This is a genomic window from Streptomyces sp. ADI96-02 (assembly GCF_003846185.1).
Taxonomy (GTDB): domain Bacteria; phylum Actinomycetota; class Actinomycetes; order Streptomycetales; family Streptomycetaceae; genus Streptomyces.
This window is the reverse complement of the sequence record NZ_ML123034.1, coordinates 2087061-2108484: the sequence shown is the minus strand read 5'-3', so window position 1 is coordinate 2108484 and position 21424 is coordinate 2087061. Positions and strand designations below refer to the sequence as shown.

The 21424-nt window shown below is 75.4% G+C and carries 16 protein-coding genes; 5 read left to right on the top strand and 11 right to left on the bottom strand.

The window, feature by feature from the left end:
* Positions 1-19 precede the first annotated feature (19 nt).
* Complete coding sequence (locus EES43_RS09220) at positions 20-1021, top strand: methyltransferase domain-containing protein (RefSeq protein WP_124268284.1); 1002 nt, start codon at positions 20-22, stop codon at positions 1019-1021.
* A gap of 63 nt (positions 1022-1084) precedes the next feature.
* Here the strand turns inward: EES43_RS09220 and EES43_RS09215 are convergent, their stop codons facing one another.
* The 11 genes from EES43_RS09215 to EES43_RS09165 all read right to left on the bottom strand — a co-directional run bounded on the left by EES43_RS09215 (position 1085) and on the right by EES43_RS09165 (position 17431).
* On the bottom strand, positions 1085-2488 hold the full coding sequence (locus EES43_RS09215) for an FHA domain-containing protein (protein ID WP_124268283.1): 1404 nt from the start codon (positions 2486-2488) through the stop codon (positions 1085-1087).
* A gap of 121 nt (positions 2489-2609) precedes the next feature.
* Entirely contained in the window at positions 2610-3965 is a 1356-nt protein-coding gene (locus EES43_RS09210; protein WP_124268282.1) for a vWA domain-containing protein, read from the bottom strand.
* A 201-nt stretch (positions 3966-4166) separates the two neighbouring features.
* Positions 4167-5387, bottom strand: a complete 1221-nt coding sequence (locus EES43_RS09205) for a PP2C family serine/threonine-protein phosphatase (RefSeq protein WP_124268281.1) — start codon at positions 5385-5387, stop codon at positions 4167-4169.
* 2 nt (positions 5388-5389) lie between these two features.
* Positions 5390-8296, bottom strand: a complete 2907-nt coding sequence (locus tag EES43_RS09200; RefSeq protein ID WP_124268280.1) for a serine/threonine-protein kinase — start codon at positions 8294-8296, stop codon at positions 5390-5392.
* The gene (locus EES43_RS09195; RefSeq protein ID WP_124268279.1) at positions 8293-9639 is read right to left on the bottom strand and encodes a hypothetical protein; all 1347 of its coding nucleotides are present in this window, start codon (positions 9637-9639) and stop codon (positions 8293-8295) included. Before EES43_RS09195 ends, EES43_RS09200 begins: the two co-directional genes overlap by 4 nt.
* An 87-nt stretch (positions 9640-9726) precedes the next feature.
* On the bottom strand, positions 9727-10764 hold the full coding sequence (locus EES43_RS09190; RefSeq protein WP_124268278.1) for a glutamate ABC transporter substrate-binding protein: 1038 nt from the start codon (positions 10762-10764) through the stop codon (positions 9727-9729).
* 11 nt (positions 10765-10775) lie between these two features.
* Entirely contained in the window at positions 10776-12164 is a 1389-nt protein-coding gene (locus EES43_RS09185; RefSeq protein ID WP_124268277.1) for a hypothetical protein, read from the bottom strand.
* 429 nt (positions 12165-12593) lie between these two features.
* Complete coding sequence (locus tag EES43_RS09180) at positions 12594-13571, bottom strand: N-acetylglucosamine kinase (protein WP_124268276.1); 978 nt, start codon at positions 13569-13571, stop codon at positions 12594-12596.
* Entirely contained in the window at positions 13562-14827 is a 1266-nt protein-coding gene (locus EES43_RS09175; RefSeq protein WP_124268275.1) for a 6-phospho-beta-glucosidase, read from the bottom strand. The genes EES43_RS09180 and EES43_RS09175 overlap by 10 nt, the downstream gene beginning before the upstream one ends.
* 71 nt (positions 14828-14898) lie before the next feature.
* Positions 14899-16140 carry an ROK family transcriptional regulator gene (locus EES43_RS09170; RefSeq protein ID WP_124268274.1) on the bottom strand — a complete coding sequence of 414 codons (1242 nt, stop codon included), beginning with the start codon at positions 16138-16140 and terminating at the stop codon, positions 14899-14901.
* Positions 16141-16357: 217 nt separating this feature from the next.
* On the bottom strand, positions 16358-17431 hold the full coding sequence (locus EES43_RS09165; RefSeq protein WP_124268273.1) for a mechanosensitive ion channel family protein: 1074 nt from the start codon (positions 17429-17431) through the stop codon (positions 16358-16360).
* 314 nt (positions 17432-17745) lie between these two features.
* Here EES43_RS09165 and EES43_RS09160 point away from each other — a divergent pair, with 314 nt between their 5' ends.
* The 4 genes from EES43_RS09160 (at position 17746) to EES43_RS09145 (ending at position 21394) form a co-directional block, all read left to right on the top strand.
* Positions 17746-18282, top strand: coding sequence for an HNH endonuclease (locus EES43_RS09160; protein ID WP_124268272.1), 537 nt, complete (start codon positions 17746-17748; stop codon positions 18280-18282).
* Positions 18283-18623: 341 nt separating this feature from the next.
* Positions 18624-18935: a hypothetical protein gene (locus EES43_RS09155; RefSeq protein WP_124268271.1), complete on the top strand. Its 312-nt coding sequence runs from the start codon at positions 18624-18626 to the stop codon at positions 18933-18935.
* Positions 18936-21146, top strand: a complete 2211-nt coding sequence (gene malQ, locus EES43_RS09150) for a 4-alpha-glucanotransferase (RefSeq protein WP_124268270.1) — start codon at positions 18936-18938, stop codon at positions 21144-21146.
* Between the two features lie 20 nt (positions 21147-21166).
* Positions 21167-21394, top strand: coding sequence for a hypothetical protein (locus tag EES43_RS09145; RefSeq protein WP_124268269.1), 228 nt, complete (start codon positions 21167-21169; stop codon positions 21392-21394).
* The last annotated feature ends 30 nt before the right edge of the window (positions 21395-21424 follow it).

Below are 21424 nucleotides of genomic sequence, written 5' to 3'. Positions count from 1 at the left end.
GCCGCAGGACAGTGGAGTCATGGGCGCACCACCGGAACGCTCCGCAGCCGCCGTCCCGGGCGACGCCGCCGCCGACGCGGCCCGGCAGGCCCTGGTGCGGGACATCGTCGCCGAGGGCGGGCTCACCGACCCCGCCTGGCGCGCCGCCTTCGAGGAGGTGCCGCGCCACCTCTTCGTGCCCTACTACTACGTGCCCGGCGTCCACGGCCATGAGCGCCTGTGGGGCGAGGACCCCGACCCGGGACGGCGCGAACGGTGGCTGCGCGGGGCGTACGCGAACGAGCCGCTGGCCACCCGGATCAAGGACGGCGAACTCCTCTCGTCCTCCAGCCAGCCCTCCCTGATGGCGCTGATGCTCGACGCCCTCGACGTCCGCGACGGCGACACCGTCCTGGAGATCGGCACCGGCCCCGGCTACAACGCGGCGCTGCTCTCCCACCGGCTCGGTTCCGCCGCGGTCACCAGCGTCGACCTGGACCCGGAGATCACCGAATCGGCCCGCCGCCACCTCGCGTCGGCCGGCCACCGCCCGGCGGTGGTCACCGGCGACGGGGCACGCGGCTGCCCGCAGCGGGCCCCGTACGACCGGATCATCGTCACCTGCACCCTGCCGTCCGTACCGGCGGCATGGCCCGAGCAGTGCCGTGCGGGGGCGCGCGTCCTGGCACCGTTCGCCACCGGGCTCATCTCGCTGCGCGTACGGGCGACGGAGCGCGGCCCGTACGCCGAGGGGCGTTTCCTGCACACCCCGGCGTATTTCGTGCCCCTGCGCGGAGCGCTGCCGCAGCGTGAACCGCTCCCGCACCTCGACGGGCTGCCGCGCCGCGCCACCGGCCACGACCTCTTCCGCTTCCTGCTCACCCTGACGGCGGGCAGCCTCGATCCGGGCGACGCCCTCGCCCTCTGGGAGCGCGAGGGCCGCCCGCAGCGGGAGAGGTACGGCATCACGGTCGCGCCGGGCCGCCAGTGGGCGTGGCTCGACGACCCCGGGGGCCCGCACACCTGGCCCCTGGGCGGGTGACGGGCGTCCGAGCGGCCCGGACGCGTTCTCGACACGCGCCGGGGGCCGCTCGGGAACGCGGGGTCAGCCCCGGCGGACCGTGATCGTCGTCCACGCCCCGACGTGCACCTGGTCCCCGTCCTGGAGCGGCACGGGGACGTACGGCTGGATCGGGTCCTCGGCGCCGTTGAGCGTGGTGCCGTTGGTGGAGTTCTGGTCGACCACCGCCCAGCCGCCGTCGGGCTGCCGCACGAGCACCGCGTGCTGGTGCGAGACGCCCGGGTCCTCCGGCGGCACCGACAGGTCGATGTCCGGCGACTCGCCCGTACTGTGTCGGCGGCGGCCGATCGTGACCTGGCCGCCGGTGAGCGTCAGGCGCTGCTCGGGGGAGTACGCGGGCAGGTTCAGCCCGCCGGCCTCGGGGCCGCTGCGCCGCATCATCGCCAGGAAGTAGTCCCGGTCCGGGGCCACGACGGCGGTCCAGGACGCTGCCTGCTGCGGCTGCCCCTGGCCGGGCACCTGGCCGTGCGGCGCGTCCTGGGCGTAACCCGGGCCGAAGCCCGGACCTTGGCCGTGCTGCTGGCCCTGCTGCCCCGGGTGGCCCTGTTGATGCTGCTGGCCCTGCTGCTGCCCCGGGTGGCCCGGCTGCTGGAACTGCTGCGGCGGCTGCCCCTGCGAGGGCGGCGGGAGCATCCAGTCGTCCCCGCCGCCGTCGGGCCCGGACCGCTGCGGCGGCGCGGGCGGCGCCGACTGCTGCTGGTGCGGTGCGAACGGCGAGGACTGCTGCGGTTCGAACGGTTCGAACGGTGAGGGGCCCGACCGCGGCGGGTGCTCCTGCCGCTGGAACGCGGGCGGAGGCGGCGGGCCCTGCTGGAAGGCGTGCGGCGGAGGACCGCCCTGGCCGCCGCCCTGCGCGCCTGCCCCGCCGTGACCGCCCTGGCCGCCGTGACCGCCCGGGCTGCCCTGCTCCGGAGCCAGCGGCTCGGCGGGGCGGTTCATCTGCGAGGGCCGCGAGCCCTGGTACTGGAACGGGTCGTGCTGCTGCGACGCGCCTCCCGGACCGTCCGGAGCGCCCGGCCCGCCCTGCCGGACCGGCCCGCCCTGCTGTCCCGGCCCGCCCTGCTGGGCGCGGAAGCCCGGCGGCAGGTTGAGACCCGGCGGCGGGCCGCTGGGCGTCCCGTGCTGCGGGGCCAGCGGCGTGTAGGAGGTCGCGGTGCTGGTGACGAAGTTCCAGCGGCACTCCTCGCAGTACGGCGCGTTCGCCTCGCGCGGCGTGCGGCACTGCGGACAGAGCTCCGCCTGCATGGTCGGCCGGCCGCCGCCGCCGTCGCCGCCCGCGGGCGGCGGATATCCGTAACCGGGAGCCGGCGGCGGGGGAGGCGGCGGGGGCACCGCGCCCGCGGGCGCGCCGCTCTGGGCCATGCGGTGTCCGCAGACCTCGCACCAGTCCTCGGAACCCGACTGGTGTCCGTTCGGGCAGGTCGGCATGTCGGCGCTTCCCCCTCTCCTCGTCCGGCCCCGGAGGCCGTCTTGCCGTCGTCGCCGGTGCGGTCGCCCGGCGCATGCGTGTGGTGACCGTGCGGTGTGGTCTCACGACCACGCTGCGGTGCTACTTCTTGACGCGGACGGTCTTGGTGGAGCGCGTTTCGAGGGTCATCTCGTCCGCCTCCGCGACCTTCGCCTTCAGTCGCACAGTACCTGTCGCCGCGTCGACGACGTCGACCACCTTCGAAAGCAGTTTCGCAGTGTCCTGGTTCCCGGACGCCGACGCCAACTGCACCGCCCGGCCCAGCTTCGCCGTCGCGCCGTCCCGGTCGCCCGACTTGCGTGCGTCGAGCCCCTGCTGGATGACCTGCGCAAGCTCCGCCTGGCCCGTGTAGTGCGCCACCTGCGGATTGATCGACGTGGAGGCGGCCACGTCGTCCGTCCACACGGCCCGTACGAGCCCCTGCGAGAGGGTCTGCGGGGTGCCCGCGCCCGTCGGGTCGGGCAGGACCAGCGAGACCCGTGCCGCCAGCATCTCCTGCCCGATCCCGGCCTCCGGGACCAGGACGCACACGTGGTAGTCGCGGGACTCGTCGCCCCACGAACCGGTCGGGTAGTCCCCGGAGCGCGGCCCCGCCCCGGTGCGCCGGCCGGTCAGATCGGCGACCGCCGGAGCCACCTGCTTCACGAACCGGATCTCCACCCCGACGGGCGTCCAGAGCCGCAGCGCCACGTCCGCGACCTCCTTGCCCATCGCGTTCTCCATCATGCGCGTGAAGTCGGCCGCCAGCCCCGCCGGGTCGGCCACGATGTCGGAGGTGCCGAGGAGGGCGGTGGCTATCGCCGTGACCTCCTTCACCTCCCAGTCCGTGCCGACTCCCCGGGCGTCGCAGGTGAACCGGCCGGAGCAGGAGTCCAGCGCGGCCCGCAGATCCTCCGGCGCCTCGTGCTCGTTGCGCCCGTCGGTCAGCAGGATGCCGTGCCGGATGTCGGCCTCCGCCGCACCCAGCAGCCGGTCGGCCAGCCGCAGCCAGCTGCCGATCGCCGTTCCGCCGCCCGCGCTCAGCCGGCGCAGCGCCTCCTTCGCCTGCTCCTTCGTCCGGGCGTCGGCGACCGCCAGCCGCCCGTTGCCGGGATAGACGTCCTCGGCCACGTGCGTCCCGGCGACCACCGCGAACCGGGTGCCCTCGCGCAGGGTGTCGATGGCCGCCGCCGTCGCGTCGCGCGCGTTGCGCATCTTCGTCGGCGGGTGGTCCATCGAGCCGGAGCAGTCGACCATCAGCACCACGGCGGCGTTCGGCGCCCGCCCCGGCGCGCGTACGGGCGTCGAACCGGCCGGGGCGACACCGCCGGTGGTGCCGCCGCCGGTCGAGGTGACCGTGACGATCGCGTTGACCTCCCGGCCGCCCTCGGGCAGGTACTCGTTCTGGTACACCTCGACGGCGAACCGCGGCACCGAGGACTTGGCGAAGTTGGCCATCTGATCGTCTCCTTGAGGCCCCACCGGGACCGGGTGGTGGCAGGGGTGATGGGACGGGGGAGGGGCGTTCGGCGCGGAGGCGGAGGCGGAGGGGAGTTGGGCGCGGGCGCCGGGAGGGGGCCGGGGAAGAAGAGCGGGGAACAGCAGAGGCGGCGGCGGGATCGGGCGGGCTTGGAACGGCTCGGGCGGGATCGGACCGGCTCAGGCGGGATCGGACTGGTTCGGGCGGGATCGGACTGGTTCGCAGCCCGATCCTGCCCCTCGCGGCTCCACGGCGAACGGCAGCAGAGCCACTGTTACGTTGTCGTGGCCCCCGCCGTCCAGGGCGTGCCCGACGAGCACCCGCGCCGCGTGGAGCGGCCGTTCCCGGGCGTCGGGCGGCACGGCGGCGGCCATCTCCTCGGCGGCCTCCGCGTAGTTCCACAGGCCGTCCGTGCAGACCACGACGAGACCCGGCCGGTCCGGCCTGAACGCGGCGGTGTGCGGCTCCAGTTCGTAGGAGTCGGTGCCGAGCCAGCCGGTGATGGCGTGGGCCCGCTCGTCCGCGTACGCCTCCGCCTCGTTCATCAGGCCGGCCGCCACCATCTGCGCGGCCCAGGAGTCGTCCTCGGTGAGCCGGGCGGCGCTGCGGGTCCGGTCCTCCGGCACCCAGTACACCCGGCTGTCGCCGACCCAGCCGACGACCAGCAGGCCGCCCGCCATGATCGCGCCGACCAGCGTGCAGGCCGGGGCGTTCTGATGGCGGTGCGCGCTGTGCTCGGCGGGCCCGGCGGGCTCCAGCGCCAGCGCGTTGACCGCCTCGGACGCGGCGACGATCGCCTCGTGCATGGCCTGTTGCGGGTGCGTGCCGCGCGGCAGCGACTCCAGCAGCGCCTCGTTGGCGGCGCTCGCCGCCGCCGCGGACGCCTCGTCGGGGCGGCTCGCCGAGGAGACGCCGTCGCAGACGATCGCGACGACGGCGGGCGAACCGTCCGGCAACGCGGTCGAGGAGACGGCGAAGGAGTCCTCGTTGCGGTGGTGGCGCAGCCCCCGGTCGCTGACGGCCGCCACCGAACCGAGCTCCTGCTCCATGTGGTCGCGCTCGCGGGGCTGGGCGTGCCCGCAGTTCTCGCAGTAGCCGTCGGAGTCCACCCGGCCCGAACGGCAGGCCACGCAGACCTTCTCGCGGGCGGCGGGCCGCGCGGGCCGCTCCGCGGTACGGGGATCGGGGGCCGCGAGCGCGAAGTCACCGCCGTCCGCCGCCTCGGCCGGGACGGGCGCGGGGGGCGGCACCGTGATGGCCAGGGTCGGCCGGTCGTCAGGGCGGGCCGGCACGGCCGAGAGGTCGTAGCCGCACGCACCGCAGAACAGGTCGCCCGACTCCAGCGGCTCCTCGCAGCCGGGGCACCTCGACAGGGCGGGCTGCTGGTGGATCTGTGACATCTTCACACCCACGTCCGGGGGCGGAAACGGTTGGCCCGCTCCACCAGTTCGATCCTCTCGTCGCCCTGCTGCGCGAGCCGGGCGAGCAACCGGTACGAGCGCTCCAGCCCGAACCGCAGCCCCCGCTCGTCCAGTTCGGCGCCGAGCAGCTTCCGGTCGCCCGGAGGTCCGGCGGACGACCCGCCCGGCGACGCAGCACCGGGACTACCGGAGAGTACCCAGTCGAGCGCCTTGCCCAGAACCTCGGCCGACAACTGTTCGCGCCGCCCCGCGTCCAGGCCGAACCCCGTCAGGGCGGCCACCTGTGCGGCGGCGGCCGTCAGATCGGCCGGCAGGGCGTCGCGCGGGTCGCGCCCGCGCAGCCGGGCCCGGACGGCGGCGACCCGGGCCGCCGTGTAGTGGATCGACGCCTCCGGCACCGATTCCAGCGTGCGCACCGCGCCTTCCCGGTCCCCGGCCGCGATCTGCACCCGGGCCAGGCCGAACGCGGCGCTGACGAAACTCGGATCGGTCGCCCATACGAGGCGGTAGTACTCCGCCGCGTTGTCCAACTGGCCCAGCACCTCGGCGCAGATGCCCAGGGCCAGCTTCGGCGCGGGCTCACCCGGGAACGCGTCGTAGACCGCGTCGAAGGAGAGCGCGGCCACCGCGTGGTCACCGGTCCCCAGCGAGGTGACGCCCCGGTACCAGACGACCCGCCAGTCGTCCGGGTAGCGGCTCTCCAACGCGGCCAGCGCCTGCGCGGCGGACTGAGGGTCGCTCATCTCCAGCCGGGCGCGCAGCTCCCGCAGCCGGGTCTCCAGCGACGCGGCGGGCACCGCTTCCAGGGCCGCGACCAGCTCGGCCGGGGCCGAGGCCATCAGACCGGCGAGGAAGCCGGCGTTCGGATCCGTCGCGTCGACGCGGGGTACTGGCAGCGCCAGCGAGACGGCCCGTACGTCGACGGCCGCGAGCCGCACCCCGGCGGCGGGCGCGGCGGACGGCCCACCGGGCGCGGCGTACGGGGCGGAGAGAGGCGGCCGGGGCGCGGGCACGGACGCCCGCACGGGCGCGGGCGGCTGGACGGGCACGGGCGGCTGGACGGGCACGGATGCCTGCACCGGCGCGGAGGACGTCCGGACGGCCGCTCGGCCGCCGCTCGGAGCCCCGCTCCCGCCCCGCGCCCCGCCCCCGGCATGGGTCGCCGCCGCCGTCAGCGGGGCCGCCCCCGCCGGGCCGGGCGGCTGCGCACCCACCGGCAGCGCACCGGCCACCGCCGACGCCACGGCCCCGGGAGCCACCGGAACCGCTCCCGCCGGCCCCGGCGCGCCGCCGGGAAGGGGCGTCGCGGCCGTACCGCCGCCGCGCCGCCCGAAGCGTCCGCCGCGCACCGCCGCCGCGGCCCGGCCGCCGAGCAGGGACACGTCGTCGACCGGCGCTGCGAACAACTCCGTGTCCGTCACGCGCGGTTCGGTGCCGAAGAGCGTCGACAGCGCCGGTCGCGGTCGGCCTGTCTGGAGCGCCACGACCTCCCGCAGCACGCCCGTCAGCTGCTCGGCCATCTCGGCGGCGGAGGCGAACCGCCGCGCCGGATCCGGGTCGGTGGCCCGCACCAGCAGCCGGTAGAAGGACTCGTAGGCGCGGAACACCTCGATGTTGTCCGGGTCGGGCAGGGAGTCCGCGAAGACGTTCGTGTAGCCCTGGAAGTCGAACGTCAGCACCGCCAGCGTCCGCGCCACCGTGTACAGGTCGGACGCCACGGACGGGCCGACCTCCGCGACTTCGGGGGCCTGGTAGCCGACCGTGCCGTAGATGGCCGACTCGTCGTCGTCCATCCGGCGCACCGCGCCCATGTCGATCAGCTTGAGCTGGTCCTCCGTCTGGATCGCGTTGTCGACCTTGAAGTCGCAGTAGAGCAGGTTGCGGCTGTGCAGGTGCCCGAGCGCCTCCAGCGCCTCGATGCCGTACGCGCACGCCTGCTCGACCGGCAGCGGGTCGCGTCTGCCGGCCGGGGTGCGGCGCTCGTTGGCGATCTCCTTGAGCGCCTTGCCGCCGACGTACTCCATGACGATGTAGCCGTCCAGCGAACCGGTCCGCTGGTCGAGGTGTTCGACGAAGTTGTAGATCCGCACGATGTTGGAGTGCTCGATCTCGGCGAGGAAGCGGCGCTCGGAGATCGCCGCTGCCATCGCGTCCTGGTCGCCCGTGTCCAACAGGCCCTTGAGGACCACCCAGCGGTCGGATACCGCCCGGTCCACCGCGAGGTAGACCCAGCCCAGACCGCCGTGCGCCAGACAGCCCGCGACCTCGTACTGGCCGTGCACGACGTCCCCGCCGGCCAGCTTCGGCACGAAGGAGTACGGGTGTCCGCACTTCGTGCAGAACCCCTCGGTGCGGCCCCGGCGGTCGCCGCGCGAACGCCCCACCGGAGCACCGCAGTCCGCCCGCGAGCAGAACCGCTTGCGCTCGGGAACCTCCGGGTTCGCCATGACGGCGGTGCGCGGGTCGGGTCGCGGGACGTCCGGGACCTGCACCAGGCCGGCCCCGAGGCGGCCCCGCGCCGAGGAGGCGGAGGACGAGCCCGAGGAGCGCACCGAGACGGAACGGGACGTGGAGGAGCCGGACAGCGAGCGCGAGAGCCGCCCCGACACCGAGCGCCGGGACGTCGAGGAGCGCGAGGACGCCCGGGAGGAGGCCCGCGAACCCGACCGCTGCGAGCCGCTGTCGCGGCCGTCGGCCCGGCCGCCGCCCGCGATCCCGGTCGGCGGCGAGCCGAGCGACCCGTCGCCCCGCCCGCCGCCGGAACCGGCCTCGGCGGGGTCCGGGGCGGAGACGACCGGAGCCAGGCCGCAGGTGTCGCAGTACAGCTCGCCGCCGCCCATGTCCTCGTAGCAGCCCTCGCATCCGGGGCGCTGGCACCGCGTACTCATCGGATCTCCCCCTCGTCGCCCCGCCGGTCCCGCGGTCCGGCGACCCGGTGCGGTGTCAGCAGTTCGGCGGCGGCCTGCTGGTAGCGCAGGACGGCCTGCCCGGCGGCCCGCAGGTCGCACGGGGCGCTCCACAGCATCCGGCGGGCCGCGTCGTACCGCTCGATCAGCACCGGGTCCTCCGCCAGCCCGTGCCGGGTCACCTTCGCCCGGTACGCGTCGAGCCGGCCGCGCAGCTCCGCGCGGACCGCCAGCGGAGCCGTGACGGAGGTCAGCGACTCCCGGGCGCGCAGCAGTTCGTCCTCGGCCTCCCGCTCCAGCGACTCCAGCAGCGGCGAGAGGCGGTGCCACCGGGCGTGCCTGCGGTACTCCGCGGCGGCGGCCAGCCGCTCCTGGAGGGCGGTGGGCGGTCCGCTGACGGCCGGCACCTCGGAGGCGGCGATCTTGGCCAGCACCTCGCCGCGCGCGGACCGCGCCTCGGTGAGGGTGCGGTCCGCGCGCGAGAGCACGTCCCGCAGGCGCATCAGCCGGGCCTCGGCGTCCTGCCGGACCGCGAGCACCGCCTCGATCTCCCGCCGCACGTCCTCCAGGGCGCGGGCCGCCCGGTCGTAGCGCGAGGTGTCCGGACGGCCGCCGCCGGGCGCGGCGCTGCCGGGGCCGGCCACCCAGAACGCCAGCGGGTCGGCGATCACCCGCGCCCGCAGCGCGGTCAGCTCCCCGGTGATCTCCACCAGGTCGTCCCCGGCCGGATGCTCGCCGGGCCGCACGCCCACCGAGTGCGCCAGGGACCGGGTGCGGTGCAGCTCGGCGGAGAGCAGGTCGATGCGGGCGGGCAGCGCGGACCAGACGGAGTCGGAGGCGACGACCATGTCCAGCGACTCGGCGTACAGCTCGTTCATCCGGCCGACCAGCTCCTGGAGCGTGAACCGCTCGGAGAGCCGGGCCGGGCCGGTCGGCGAGGCGTTCGGCAGGGCCGCGGTGTTCGCCACGGTGACCGCGTCGCCGCGCAGCAGCCCGGTCAGCGCGGCCAGGTCCTCCCGGTTCGGGTGGCGCCGCCGCGCCCGGATCTCCCGCGCCTCGGCGAGCGCGCCCGCGTAGGCGTCGAAGTACCCCCACAGCAGCGTGATCGACCGCTCGGTCGCCGCCCAGCGCTCCCGGGTGACGCCGGAGAGTTCGGCGCCCTCCAGGAGGCGGCGGCCCGCATGGTCCTGGAGGGCGAGGAGCGAGGTCTCGATCGCCTCGTGCTCCGCGCCGAGCCGGTCCAGCGCACGGTCCGCCTCGTCCCGGTCCATGTCCGGACCGGGCGGCCTTCCCGTGGAGCCGGGAAAGGATCCCGCGACGCCCATCGATCACCTCTCCGCTCTGCCCGCCCGGCCGTGGGGCGCGGGCGGGATCGTTGCCCGGTCGTTCCGGCGGCGCCGGTCCGGGCGGGTTCAGTCGTTCCGGTAGGTGGGCGCCGGAGGCGCCGTGATGCCGGGCAGGCCGCTCGCCAGCCACTTGCGGTACGACGTCATCCAGGCGCTGTCCGGTCCGCCCGCGCGGTAGTCGACCAGCACCTGGTTGACGCGGGCCACCAGGTCGTCGGCGCCCTTCTTCGTCGCGACGCCGTAGTACTCCGTGGTGAACGGCTTGTCGCCCTTGAGGACCACCGCCGGGTCCTGCGCCGCCTGGCCCGCCGCCAGCGCGTTGTCCGTGACGACGGCGTCGACCTCGCCGAGTTGGAGCCGCACCAGGCAGTCCAGCTGGTTCGGCACGGTCAGCCGGTCCCGGTCGCGCGCGGTGCCGTCGCCCTCGTCCTGGTAGACCGCCCCGTAGGACCGCTTCTCCAGCGCCTCGTACGCCGTGGAGCCCTCGGCCGAGCAGACGCGCTTGCCCTTCAGCGAGGCGTCGTACCCCGTGATCGGCGAATCGCGCGGCGCGAGGACCTGCTGCCCCGCCTGGAAGTAGGCGGTGGAGAAGGAGACCTGCTCCAGCCGCTTGCAGTTGATCGTCATCGTCCGCACGACGACGTCGACCCGGCCGTTCTCCAGGGCGGCGACGCGCTGGTTGGTGGGTATGGCCCGGAAGACCACCGCGTCCGGGTCGCCGAGGATGTCCTCGGCGATGGCGTGCACCAGGTCGATGTCGAAGCCTTCGAGCCGGCCGGAGGCCGGGTCGCGGTAGCCCCAGCGGAAGCTGTTCTGGTCGACGCCCGCGACGAGCTTGCCGCGCGCCTTGATCCTCTCGATGTTCGGCCCGTCCGCCCCGGACGGCCGCAGACTCGCCTCCGGATCGTCGCAGGTCCCGGCGCTCGCCGGCACGGCGCTGCCGGTGTCCGCCGCCCGCGCCGCGGGCGGTTCGCCGGCCCGGTGGGACAGCGGCAGCAGGGTCAGCGCGGCGGTGACCGCGCACGCCAGCGCCATGCCCGTCACGCCGCCCCAGCCGCGCAGCCGGCCGCCCGCGACCCGCCGCGGTGTCCGGTCCCTGGTCATCGCCGCCCCTCTCACCGGTACTCCGAGAGCCTGCGGTTGACCCCGAGGATCGCGGCGACCGCGCCCAGCACCGCCAGTGCGGCGGCTCCTGTCGGCAGGCCGCGCACCGCCCCGCGCCCGCCCTCGGCCGCCTCGGTGAACTGGCCCTGCTCATGGGCGAGCGCCTGCCGCAGCGCCGCGTCGACCTGCCGGAAGGACTGCCCGGTCGAATCCTCGGACCCGATGATCCGCTCCAGCGCGCCGTCGTAGTCGCCCCGGTCGTCCGTGGCCCGGGCCGCGCGGTGCCGGCTCTGCCAGGCGGCGACGCCCTCGACGGCGCGGGCCACCGGAGCGCCGCCCGCCGCGTCGTCGGCGAGCCGCCCCGCGCTGCGCAGCCGGTCCTCCAGCGCCTTCATGCCCGTGGCGTAGTCGCTCTCGTACTGGTCGTGGGCTCCGTCGGGCGTCAGCACCGCGCCGCGCGCCACCAGCGTGAGGTTCTCGTTGGCGCGGGCCTTCAGCGAGTTGATCCGCGCGTCGTTCAGCACCTCCAGGGACTCCTGGCCGTGCACCATCGCCGAACGCAGCTCCGCGCGGACCACCCCGTGGCCCACCGCCAGCCAGAGCAGCACCACCGAGGCCGCGGCCGTCGCCGCGAGCAGCCCGTGGTTGAACACCCGGTTGGTACGGCGGTACTCGCGCCGCTGCGTCCACACCAGCACGCCCAGCACCAGGACTCCGGCGGCGAGCGAGAGGACGGGCCACTGCCGGGCGTCGGCCGAGTCCCGGCCGAGCCGGCCGGTCTCCGCCGCGTACAACCGCTCGGCGGCCGGAAGCAGTTCGTCGCTCATCTTCTGGTTCGCGTACCGCAGATACGCGCCGCCCAGCGGCAGCCCCTGCCGGTTGTTGGCGCGGGCCCGCTCGATCAGCCCGGTGTAGACGGGCAGCAGTTCGTTGAGGGTGGTGATCTCCTGCCGGGAGCGGGTGGAGGAGTCGGTGGTCGCCGACGCCTTCACCAGCAGGCGTGCCGCCTCCGCGATGTCCGCGCGGTACTGCTCCTGGACGGCCTCGGGCTCCTGGGCCCCCGCGAGGAAGCCGCTCGCCGCCATGGTGTCCGCGTCGGCGAGCGAGCGGTAGACGCTCGCCGCGTCGGCGCTCAGCGGCTGGCTGCGGCTCACCACGTCGTCGGCGGCGGACGCCCGGTGGGAGACCTCCAGCGCGGTGACCGCTCCGAACCCCACGACCAGCAGCGCCAGTACGGCCCCGACCACGCGGAGCCGGCCCGGCTCCGTCGTCGCCGCGGCGCGCAGCCGCCGGGCCCGCGCGGCCCCGGGACCGACGCGCCGCTCCGGCACGGCGGCGGGCGCGGACGCCGGGTCCGGCGCGTACCGCACCGGCGAGCCGCCGTTCGGCGGGTTCGTCACTTGACCTCCCCCTCGGTCACTGACCACGGCCCCCTCGGTCACTCACAACGGTCTGGCCCCCGGTCGGCCGGGGGTGGCGCCCGGCCAGAAGTATGGCCGCGGGGACGGGCGTCCACACCGGGAACGCCTGGATTCCGCGTCGGCCCCCGCATTCGATCAGGGCGGACGCGGCCGATCAAGGCAACCGGTGCAACGTGCCCGGAAACGCCCCATAAGCGCACCCCGCACGGTGGCGAAATCCCCCGAACCGCCTCCGATGCCGGCCCCGGGTGTCGTACCGAATCCGGGCCGACGTCCCATCAGGTACACGAGCGGGGCCGCCGATCGGTTCCCGGCGCACGGCGGCCGAACGGCGGCGTACCCGGGCGGACGTCGGCGTACACGGACGTACGGCGGCGTACACAGGCGCACGCCGGGGTGCGGCGGCGCTCAGGCCGCGTACTGCGCGCGCAGTCTGCGGTGCACCTCCCCGGCCGCCCCCGTACGGTCCAGTCCCAGCAGCGCCGCGCCCAGCACCGGCGGCTGCGCGACCACCCGCGCCACGGCCTTCGGCGCGCGGGCCGCCAGCAGTTCGGCGATCCGGTCGTTCAACCGGGGGTGGCGCGCGGCCAGCACGCTCCCGCCGAGCAGCACCGGAACCTCCTCCTCCAGCAGCTCCAGCCGGGCCAGCGCGACCGAGGCCAGTGCCACGACCTCCTCGGCCAGCCGCTCCACCAGCGAGTCGGCCACCGGGTCCCCGGCGGCGGCCGTGGCGAACAGCACCGGCGTCAGCTCGTGCCGCCGCGCCCGCGGGATCGCGCCCCGGTGCAGCGCCTCGATCAGCGCGTACATCGAGCCGAGTCCGAAGTGGCCGGGCAGCGCGCGGACCAGCTCGGTCGGTTCGCCGCGCCCGTCCTCGGCCCGCGCGGCGAACCACAGCGCCTCCTCCGCGAGCCCCGAACCGCCGCCCCAGTCACCGGATATCCGGCCGATCGCGGGGAAGCGGGCGGTGCGCCCGTCCGGCGCCATGCCCACGCAGTTGATCCCCGCGCCGCAGACGACCGCGACGCCCCGGGGCTCGTCCACCCCGGCGCGCAGGATCGCGAAGGTGTCGTTGCGCACCTCCACGGTGGCGGCCCAGCCGCGCGCCTCCAGAGCCCGCGTCAGCTCGGCCTCCTCCACCGGCAGATCGGCGTTGGCCAGGCACGCGGAGACGTGCCCGACCGATCCGAGCGGGCCGCCCAACCCGTCGACCGCCCGCTCCAGCGCGACGGCCAGCGCGTCGACCGCCGCCTCCACCCCGACCACGGGCGGCTGGAAGCCGCCGCCGCGTGCCGTCGACAGCACCGTGCCGTCCTGACCGATCAGGGCGACGTCGGTCTTGCTGTTGCCCGCGTCGACGGCGACGACCGCCACGTTCACGCCCACGCCAGGTGCTCCCGGTTGTGGGCGATCAGCCGGTCGGTGAGCCCGTCGGCGTAGTCGTACTGGCCGATCAGCGGGTGGGCGAGCAGCGCCTTGAAGACCCGGTCCCGGCCGCCGCGCAGCGCCGCCTCCAGCGCGAGGTCCTCGTACGCCGTGACGTTGGCGATCAGGCCCGCGTAGAGCGGGTCCAGCGCCGGTACGGCCAGCGGCGACGCCCCGTCGTGCCCGACGCGGGCCTGGACCTCGATCACCGCGTCGTCCGGGAGGAACGGCAGCGTCCCGTTGTTGTACGTGTTGACCACCTGGACCGCCGAACCGCCGCCGCCCAGCAGCGAGGCCGCGAGGTCCACCGCCGCCTCCGAGTAGAACGCGCCGCCGCGCTCGGCGAGCAGCGCGGGCTTCTCGTCCAGCGCGGGGTCGCCGTACATCGCGAGCAGTTCCCGCTCCATCGCCGCGACCTCGGCGGCGCGGGACGGCTTCGTGCCCAGCTCCCGTACGACCTCGTCGTGGGCGTAGAAGTACCGCAGGTAGTACGAGGGGACGACGCCGAGCCGGTCCACGATCCGCCGGGGCATCCGCAGGTCGTCGGCGACGGCGTCGCCGTGCTCGGCCAGCAGCCTCGGCAGGACGTCCTCCCCGTCCGGGCCGCCGAGGCGCACGCCCAGCTCCCAGGTCAGGTGGTTGAGCCCCACGTGGTCGAGGTGGACCTCGGCGGGAGCGACGTCCAGCAGCCGGGCGAACTTGCGCTGGAAGCCGATCGCCACGTTGCACAGGCCGACGGCCTTGTGGCCGGCCCGGAGGAGCGCCCGGGTGACGATGCCGACCGGGTTGGTGAAGTCGATGATCCACGCGTCCGGGTTGGTGCGGCGCACCCGCTCGGCGATGTCCAGGACGACCGGCACGGTGCGCAGCGCCTTGGCGAGGCCGCCGGCGCCGGTGGTCTCCTGCCCGACGCAGCCGCACTCCAGCGGCCAGGTCTCGTCCCGCTCGCGCGCGGCCTGCCCGCCGACGCGCAGCTGGAGCAGGACCGCGTCGGCGCCGGCCACGCCCGCGTCGAGGTCGGACGTCGTCGTGATCCTCCCCGCGTGCTCCTGCTTGGCGAAGATGCGCCGGGCGAGGGCGCCGACGAGCTCCAGGCGGTCGGCCGCCGGGTCGACGAGCACCAGCTCCTCGACCGGCAACGTGTCCCGCAACCGGGCGAATCCGTCGATCAGTTCAGGGGTGTAGGTGGACCCGCCACCCACTACTGCGAGCTTCATGTCGGCCCTCTGCTCCGGTCGGTGCGACGCCCTCGACGAATGCCGTCCGGGCGACGCGGTTCGGGGATGGTTCAGCGCGAGGTGTCGAACACCTCGTCGCGGGTGTCGGCCAGCGCCCTTTCCAGGGCTCCGCGCAGCACCGGGGCGCGGTCGATACCGCCGAGGACCAGGCGCGGCCGGGAGGCCGCCAGCTCGGCCAGTTCGGACTGGACCAGGGACCGGAGGACCTCGCCCCCGGCGGCGACCACGCCGCCGGAGAGCACGATCAGCCCGGGGTCCAGGACGGCGGTCACGGAGGCGAGTCCGGTGGCGAGCCGCTGGGCGTACCGGAGCAGCAGGCCGGTCAGCGCCTCGTCCCGCCCGTAGGCGTCCGCGGCCCGCGCCAGCAGGTCGGCGGCGACCGCCGCGTACGGCTGCCGCGCGGTGTCGATGCCGAGCGCCCTGGCGAGCCGGGGCACCGCCTGCGCGCCCGCCAGCTCCTGGAAGCCGCCGCTGTTCGCCTCGACGACCCGGCGGACGAGCGGCGCGCCGGGCACCGGGAGGAAACCGACCTCGCCCGCGCCGCCGGTGAAGCCGCGGTGCAGCCGGCCGTTGATGACGAGGGCGGCGCCCAGGCCCTCCTCGTTCCACAGCAGGACGAAGTCCTCGTGGCCGCGGGCCGCGCCCAGGCGCTGCTCGGCCACCGCCACCAGGTTCACGTCGTTCTCGTACTCCACCGGCATCGGCAGGGACGCGGCCAGCTCGTCCAGCAGGGTGGGGGAGTGCCAGCCGGGCAGGTGCGCGGCGTACCGCAGCCGCCCGGTGCCCGGGTCGAACGCGCCCGGCGTGCCGATGACCACCCGGTGGATGTCGGCGCGGGTGAGCCCGGCCTCCTCGACCGCGCCGTCCAGCGCCTCGGCGACCTGGCGCACCGCGCCGTCGCCGCGCCGGCCCGGCGTCCGCAGCTCGAACTCGCCCGCCGTCGCTCCGGTGACGTCCGCGACGGCGGCGGTGATCCGGCGGCTGGTCACGTCGAGCGCGGCCACGTGGGCGGCCCGCGGGTTCACGGTGTACAGCCGCGCGTTCGGCCCCGGCCGCCCGACGCTGGTGCCGGTCGCCACGACCAGGCCGGCGGCCTCCAGGCGGGCCAGCAGCTGGGAGGCGGTGGGCTTGGAGAGGCCGGTCAGCGCGCCGATCCGGGTCCGCGACAGCGGCCCGTGCTCCAGCAGCAGATCCAGCGCGGCCCGGTCGTTCATGGCCCGCAGCACGCGAGGGGTGCCCGGAGCGCCGGGAGTGCGGGGTGTGCCGGGTACGCCCGGAGTGGTTCCCGCCATGCTCGACGCACCGCCTCTGTTAGGAAGGTTTCCTATTCGGTGAGGGGACGGTAGGACGCGGGTCACCGGGCCGTCAAGGGCCGCCACCGGGTCCACCCCGGCGGCAACCGAAGCGTCACATCGCCGAGCGCCCCCGCGCGGCGCGTCGGCGGTACGCCCCGCACAGCGCACAGGGGCGCCCCGCCGGTGCGGCGGGACGCCCCTGGGAGGGAGACGGCTACTTGCTCAGGTTCGGCGGCGCGGCCGGCGGTATCGGGGTGGCCGCCAGGGACTGCGGCGAGGTCGCCGAGGCGTACGCGGAGGGCGGGGCCATGGCCGCGGTCGGGTCCGCGCCGTCCTGCCCCTCCGCCTGGACGGGCAGGACGCCGACCATCCGGATGCCCGCCTCGTCCAGGGACTGCTTGATGCGCCAGCGCAACTCCCGCTCGACGCCGAGGGACTTGCCCGGCATCGTCTTCGCCGTCACCCGCACGGTCATGGACTCCAGCAGCACGGAGTCCAGGCCGAGTACTTCGACCGGCCCCCACAGCCGCTCCGACCAGGGCTCTTCCTTGGTCATCGTCTCCGCGGCCGTGGTGATCGCCGCGCGGACGTCCTCCAGCTTCTCGGTGGGGCGCACCGTCACGTCGATCCCGGCCGTGGACCAGCCCTGGCTGAGGTTGCCGATCCGCTTCACCTCGCCGTTGCGGACGTACCAGATCTCGCCGTTGTCGCCGCGCAGCTTGGTGACCCGCAGCCCCACCTCGATGACCTCGCCGGAGGCCACGCCCGCGTCGACGGTGTCCCCGACGCCGTACTGGTCCTCCAGGATCATGAAGACGCCGGAGAGGAAGTCCGTGACCAGGTTGCGGGCGCCGAAGCCGAGGGCCACACCGGCGACACCCGCCGATGCCAGCAGCGGAGCCAGGTTGATCTTGAACGCGCCCAGCACCATCAGCGCGGCCGTGCCCATGATCACGAAGGACGCCACCGAGCGCAGGACCGAACCGATCGCCTCCGAGCGCTGGCGGCGGCGCTCCGCGTTGACCAGCAGCCCGCCGAGCGCGGTGCCCTCCACCGCCTGGGCGCTGCGGTTCATCCGGTCGATCAGATTGGTCAGCGCGCGCCGGATCAGGTACCGCAGGGTGATCGCGACGGCCACGATCAGCAGGATCCGCAAGCCCGTGCTCAGCCAGGTGGACCAGTTCTCCTCGACCCAGCTCGCGGCGTTGCCGGCCTGCTCGGCGGCTTCGTCGAGCGAGCCGCCGGGCTCGGGTGACGGGGCCGCGGCCAAGAGGGCGGACAGGGACACGGCGAGGACCTCCAGAGGAGCGACGGTGGATCAATAACACTAACGAAGCCGGGGGAGCGGATCGTTGCCGTCGGGGCGGGAGAGACAGGTCTCACCTGCGCCGCCCTCCTGTGGCCGATCGCACACCGCGCACGGCGACCCTGGTGGGACAGCCCCCACGGCCCCTCGGGCGGTGCGCCGCGGCGGAGGGTGAGAAAAATCCTTCCGGCCCGTTACCCCTACGTGGTGGCGCTTCGACCAGCCATGAGGAGAGACTGAGAGCGGATCGTCCCGGCGCGAGCCACGCGCCGCCGGCGTACAAGGAGGCATCCACCGTGCCGCACGTCCTGGTTCTCAACGCGTCGTACGAGCCGCTCGGCGTCGTGCCGCTCCGCCGCGCGCTCGTCCTCGTCCTCGAAAACAAGGCCATCTGCCTGGAGGAGGCCGGCTCCTTCCTGCACAGTGCCACCCGTGCCGTCCCCGCGCCCAGCGTGGTCCGCCTCAAGCGCTTCGTCCGGGTCCCCTACCGCGGCCCCGTGCCCCTCACGCGGCGGGCCCTGTTCGCCCGGGACGGCGGGCGCTGCATGTACTGCGGGGCCGCCGCCACCAGCGTCGACCACGTCATCCCGCGCAGCCGCGGTGGACAGCACGCCTGGGACAACGTGGTGGCGGCCTGCCGCCGCTGCAACCACGTCAAGGCCGACCGCCATCTGCCCGAGCTGGGCTGGCGGCTGCGCCACCAGCCCGCCCCGCCGACCGGCCTGGCCTGGCGGATCATCGGCACCGGCCACCGCGACCCGCGCTGGCTGCCCTACCTCCAGCCGTTCGGCGCGGACGACGTGATGGCCCGGATCGACGGCGTCTCCGCCTGACATCGACGGCGTCTCAAGCCTGGGACCGGGCCGCCCGTGCCGCAGGACGCCGCCCGCACGCGGGACGCACGCCGCCCTCGGGACGCACGCGGGACGCGTACGGGCCTTCACGCGTACGGGCGTACGCCGCATGCCCGGAGCGGTGGCGGGCACGGGCCCCGTGCGGTAGCTGTGATCCCAGAGGCCGGCCGAAACCGGCCCCTGCCCGCCGTCCGTGGGAACGGGATGTGACCCGCGGCACGCCGGGCTCGTTGCCGTAACGCGTACGTCACGTCCACGTCTGCCCGCGCGAGCCCTGGGTAGGTCTGCTGTGTCCTGTTCTCCACGGCCAGGAGGCCACCATGCCCGCATCCGCGCAGCTCCTGCTCTCCGCCCTCTCCAAACAGGTACCCGCCCAGACCACGCCCGCACCCCTGACCAGCGAACTCCCGCTCTCCGATGTCGCTCACCTGATCAGCGCCCCGCCGCTCGCCGACGTCTCCCTCCTGCTCGGCGCGTCCTCGTTCGCCGATGCCGCACCGCTCACCAGCGAGCCGCCGCTCGCCGACGCCACACCCCTCACGAGCGAGCCACCGCTCGCCGCCGTCGCCCCTCTGACCAGCGAGCCGACCGCACCCGGCACCGCGGGGGGCCTGGAGTTCCCAGGAGTCTGAATGGGCTTGTCGCGGCTCGCCGCCCTGCACGGCGTCGCCACCTCCTACTCCCCGTCCCCGGGTGTCACGGTGTCCGTCCCCGACGACACGGTCATCGCCGTGCTCGCCGCGCTGGGCGTGGACGCCGGCACCCCGGCGGACGTCGGGAAGTCCCTCGCGGCGGCGGAGTCGCGCTCGCGCCTGCTGCCGCCGACCGTGGTGGTCTGGGCCGGTGAGCCGCTGCCGTCCGTCCTGACCGGGCTGCCCTCCGGCTCGACCCTCACGGTCGAGCCGGAGCACGCCGAGGGCACCGCACCCGCCCCGGGCCGCACTCCCGCCCCGCTGAGCATGCGCGTACGGGCGGCGGGCCCCGCGAGGACGCCGGACGCCATCCCTCCGACGACGCCGGACGCCATCCCTCCGACGACGCCCGGCGACGCCCCGCCCGCGCCCCTCCCCGCCTGGTGGACCGAGCCGCCCCACGGCGTGCACCGCCTCCAGGTCCTCACCCCCGACCACCACCGCGCCACCGCCACGCTCATCGCCGCCCCGGCCCGCCTCCCCCGGCCGCCCGAGCGCACCCACGGCTTCCTGGTCCAGCTCTACTCGCTGCTCTCCGCCCGCTCCTGGGGCATGGGCGACCTCGGCGACCTGGCCGACCTCGCCGCCTGGTCCGGACGCACCCTCGGCGCCGGCTTCGTCCAGGTCAACCCGCTGCACGCCGCCGTACCGGGCGCGCCCACCGACCCGTCCCCCTACCGCCCCTCCTCGCGCCGCTTCCCCGACCCCGTGCACCTGCACGTCGAGTCGGTCCCGGAGTACGGGCACGTCCGCGACCGCGAGGTCCTGGACGACCTGCGCCAGGACGCCGCCGCACTGAGCGAGGCCGTGCTGAACAAGGGCGCGCTGATCGACCGGGACGCCGTCTGGGAGCTGAAGCGGCAGGCCCTGGAGCTCGTCCACCGGGTCCCGCTCACCCCCGGCAGGCGCGCCGACTACTGCGACTTCCTGGCCGAGCAGGGGCAGGCGCTGGAGGACCACGCCCTGTGGTGCGCGCTCGCCGAAGTGCACGGCCCCGACTGGCACGCCTGGCCCGCACCGCTGCGCGACCCGCGCTCCGCCGGGACCGCCCGCGCCCGTGCCGAGCTGCTGGACCGGGTCGACTTCCACTGCCGCCTCGCCTGGCTGACGGCCGGCCAGCTCGCCGCCGCCCAGCGGGCCGCCGAGGACGCCGGGATGTCCGTCGGGATCGTGCACGACCTCGCCGTCGGGGTGCACCCGTCCGGCGCCGACACCTGGGCCCAGCAGGACGCCTTCGCCCGGGGCATGTCCGTCGGCGCGCCCCCGGACGCCTTCAACGCGCGCGGCCAGGACTGGGGCCTGCCGCCCTGGCGCCCGGACGTCCTCGCCGCGACCGGCTACGCCGCCTACCGCGGACTGCTGCGCGGGCTGCTGGCGCGTGCGGGCGCCCTGCGCGTCGACCACGTCATGGGGCTGTTCCGGCTCTGGTGGGTGCCCGAGGGCCGGCCGCCCACCGAGGGCGCGTACGTCGCCCAGGACGCCGAGGCCATGCTCGCCGTCCTGGTCCTGGAAGCCCACCGGGCCGGAGCCGTCGTCGTCGGCGAGGACCTCGGCACCGTCGAGCCGGGCGTCCGCGAGGCGCTGGCCCGGCGCGGCGTGCTCGGCACCTCCGTGCTCTGGTTCGAGCGCGACTGGGACGGCGACGGCCGGCCGCTGGCCCCGCGGACCTGGCGCCAGGACTGCCTGGCCACCGCCACCACCCACGACCTGCCCTCCACCGCGGCCCGGCTGACCGGCGACCACGTGTCCCTGCGCCACCGCCTCGGCCTGCTCACCCGCCCGCTGGAGGAGGAGCTGACCGAGGACGCCACCGACACCGCCGAGTGGCTGGCCCTGCTCGCCCGGCTGCGGATGCTCCCCGAGGGCGACGGCGACGAGGAGGCCGCCGTCCGGGCCGTCCACCGCTTCCTGCTGAGCACCCCCGCCCGCATGGTCGGCGTCTGGCTCCCGGACACGGTCGGCGACCGCCGCCCGCAGAACCTCCCCGGCACCTGGGACCAGTACCCCAACTGGCGGCTGCCGATCGCCGACGCCGAGGGCCACCCCGTCACGCTGGAGGAGATCGCCGCCTCGCCCCGGCTGCACGCACTGATGGAGGTCCTCACGCCCCGAAAGGGTCATACGGCACCCCCGGGCGAGCGCCGCCTCTAGGCGTTCGCTACGTTGGCACCGTGGACAAGAAGAACGCTATGCGCGCCGGCGCCGTCGCGGCCGGGACGACGCTGATGATGCTGCTCATGTCGGCCCCGGCACTCGCGCTCACGCCCGACGACGGTGACGACCCGGGCACGGGCCTGAGCGTGATGGATACCGTCGGGCTCTTCGTCCTGGCGCCGATCGGCCTGTTCGTCGTGATCACCGCCCTCGTCATGGTCCTGGACAAGTCCAAGAAGGTCTGACCCGCCCGCTTTGACGGACGCGCCGCCGGT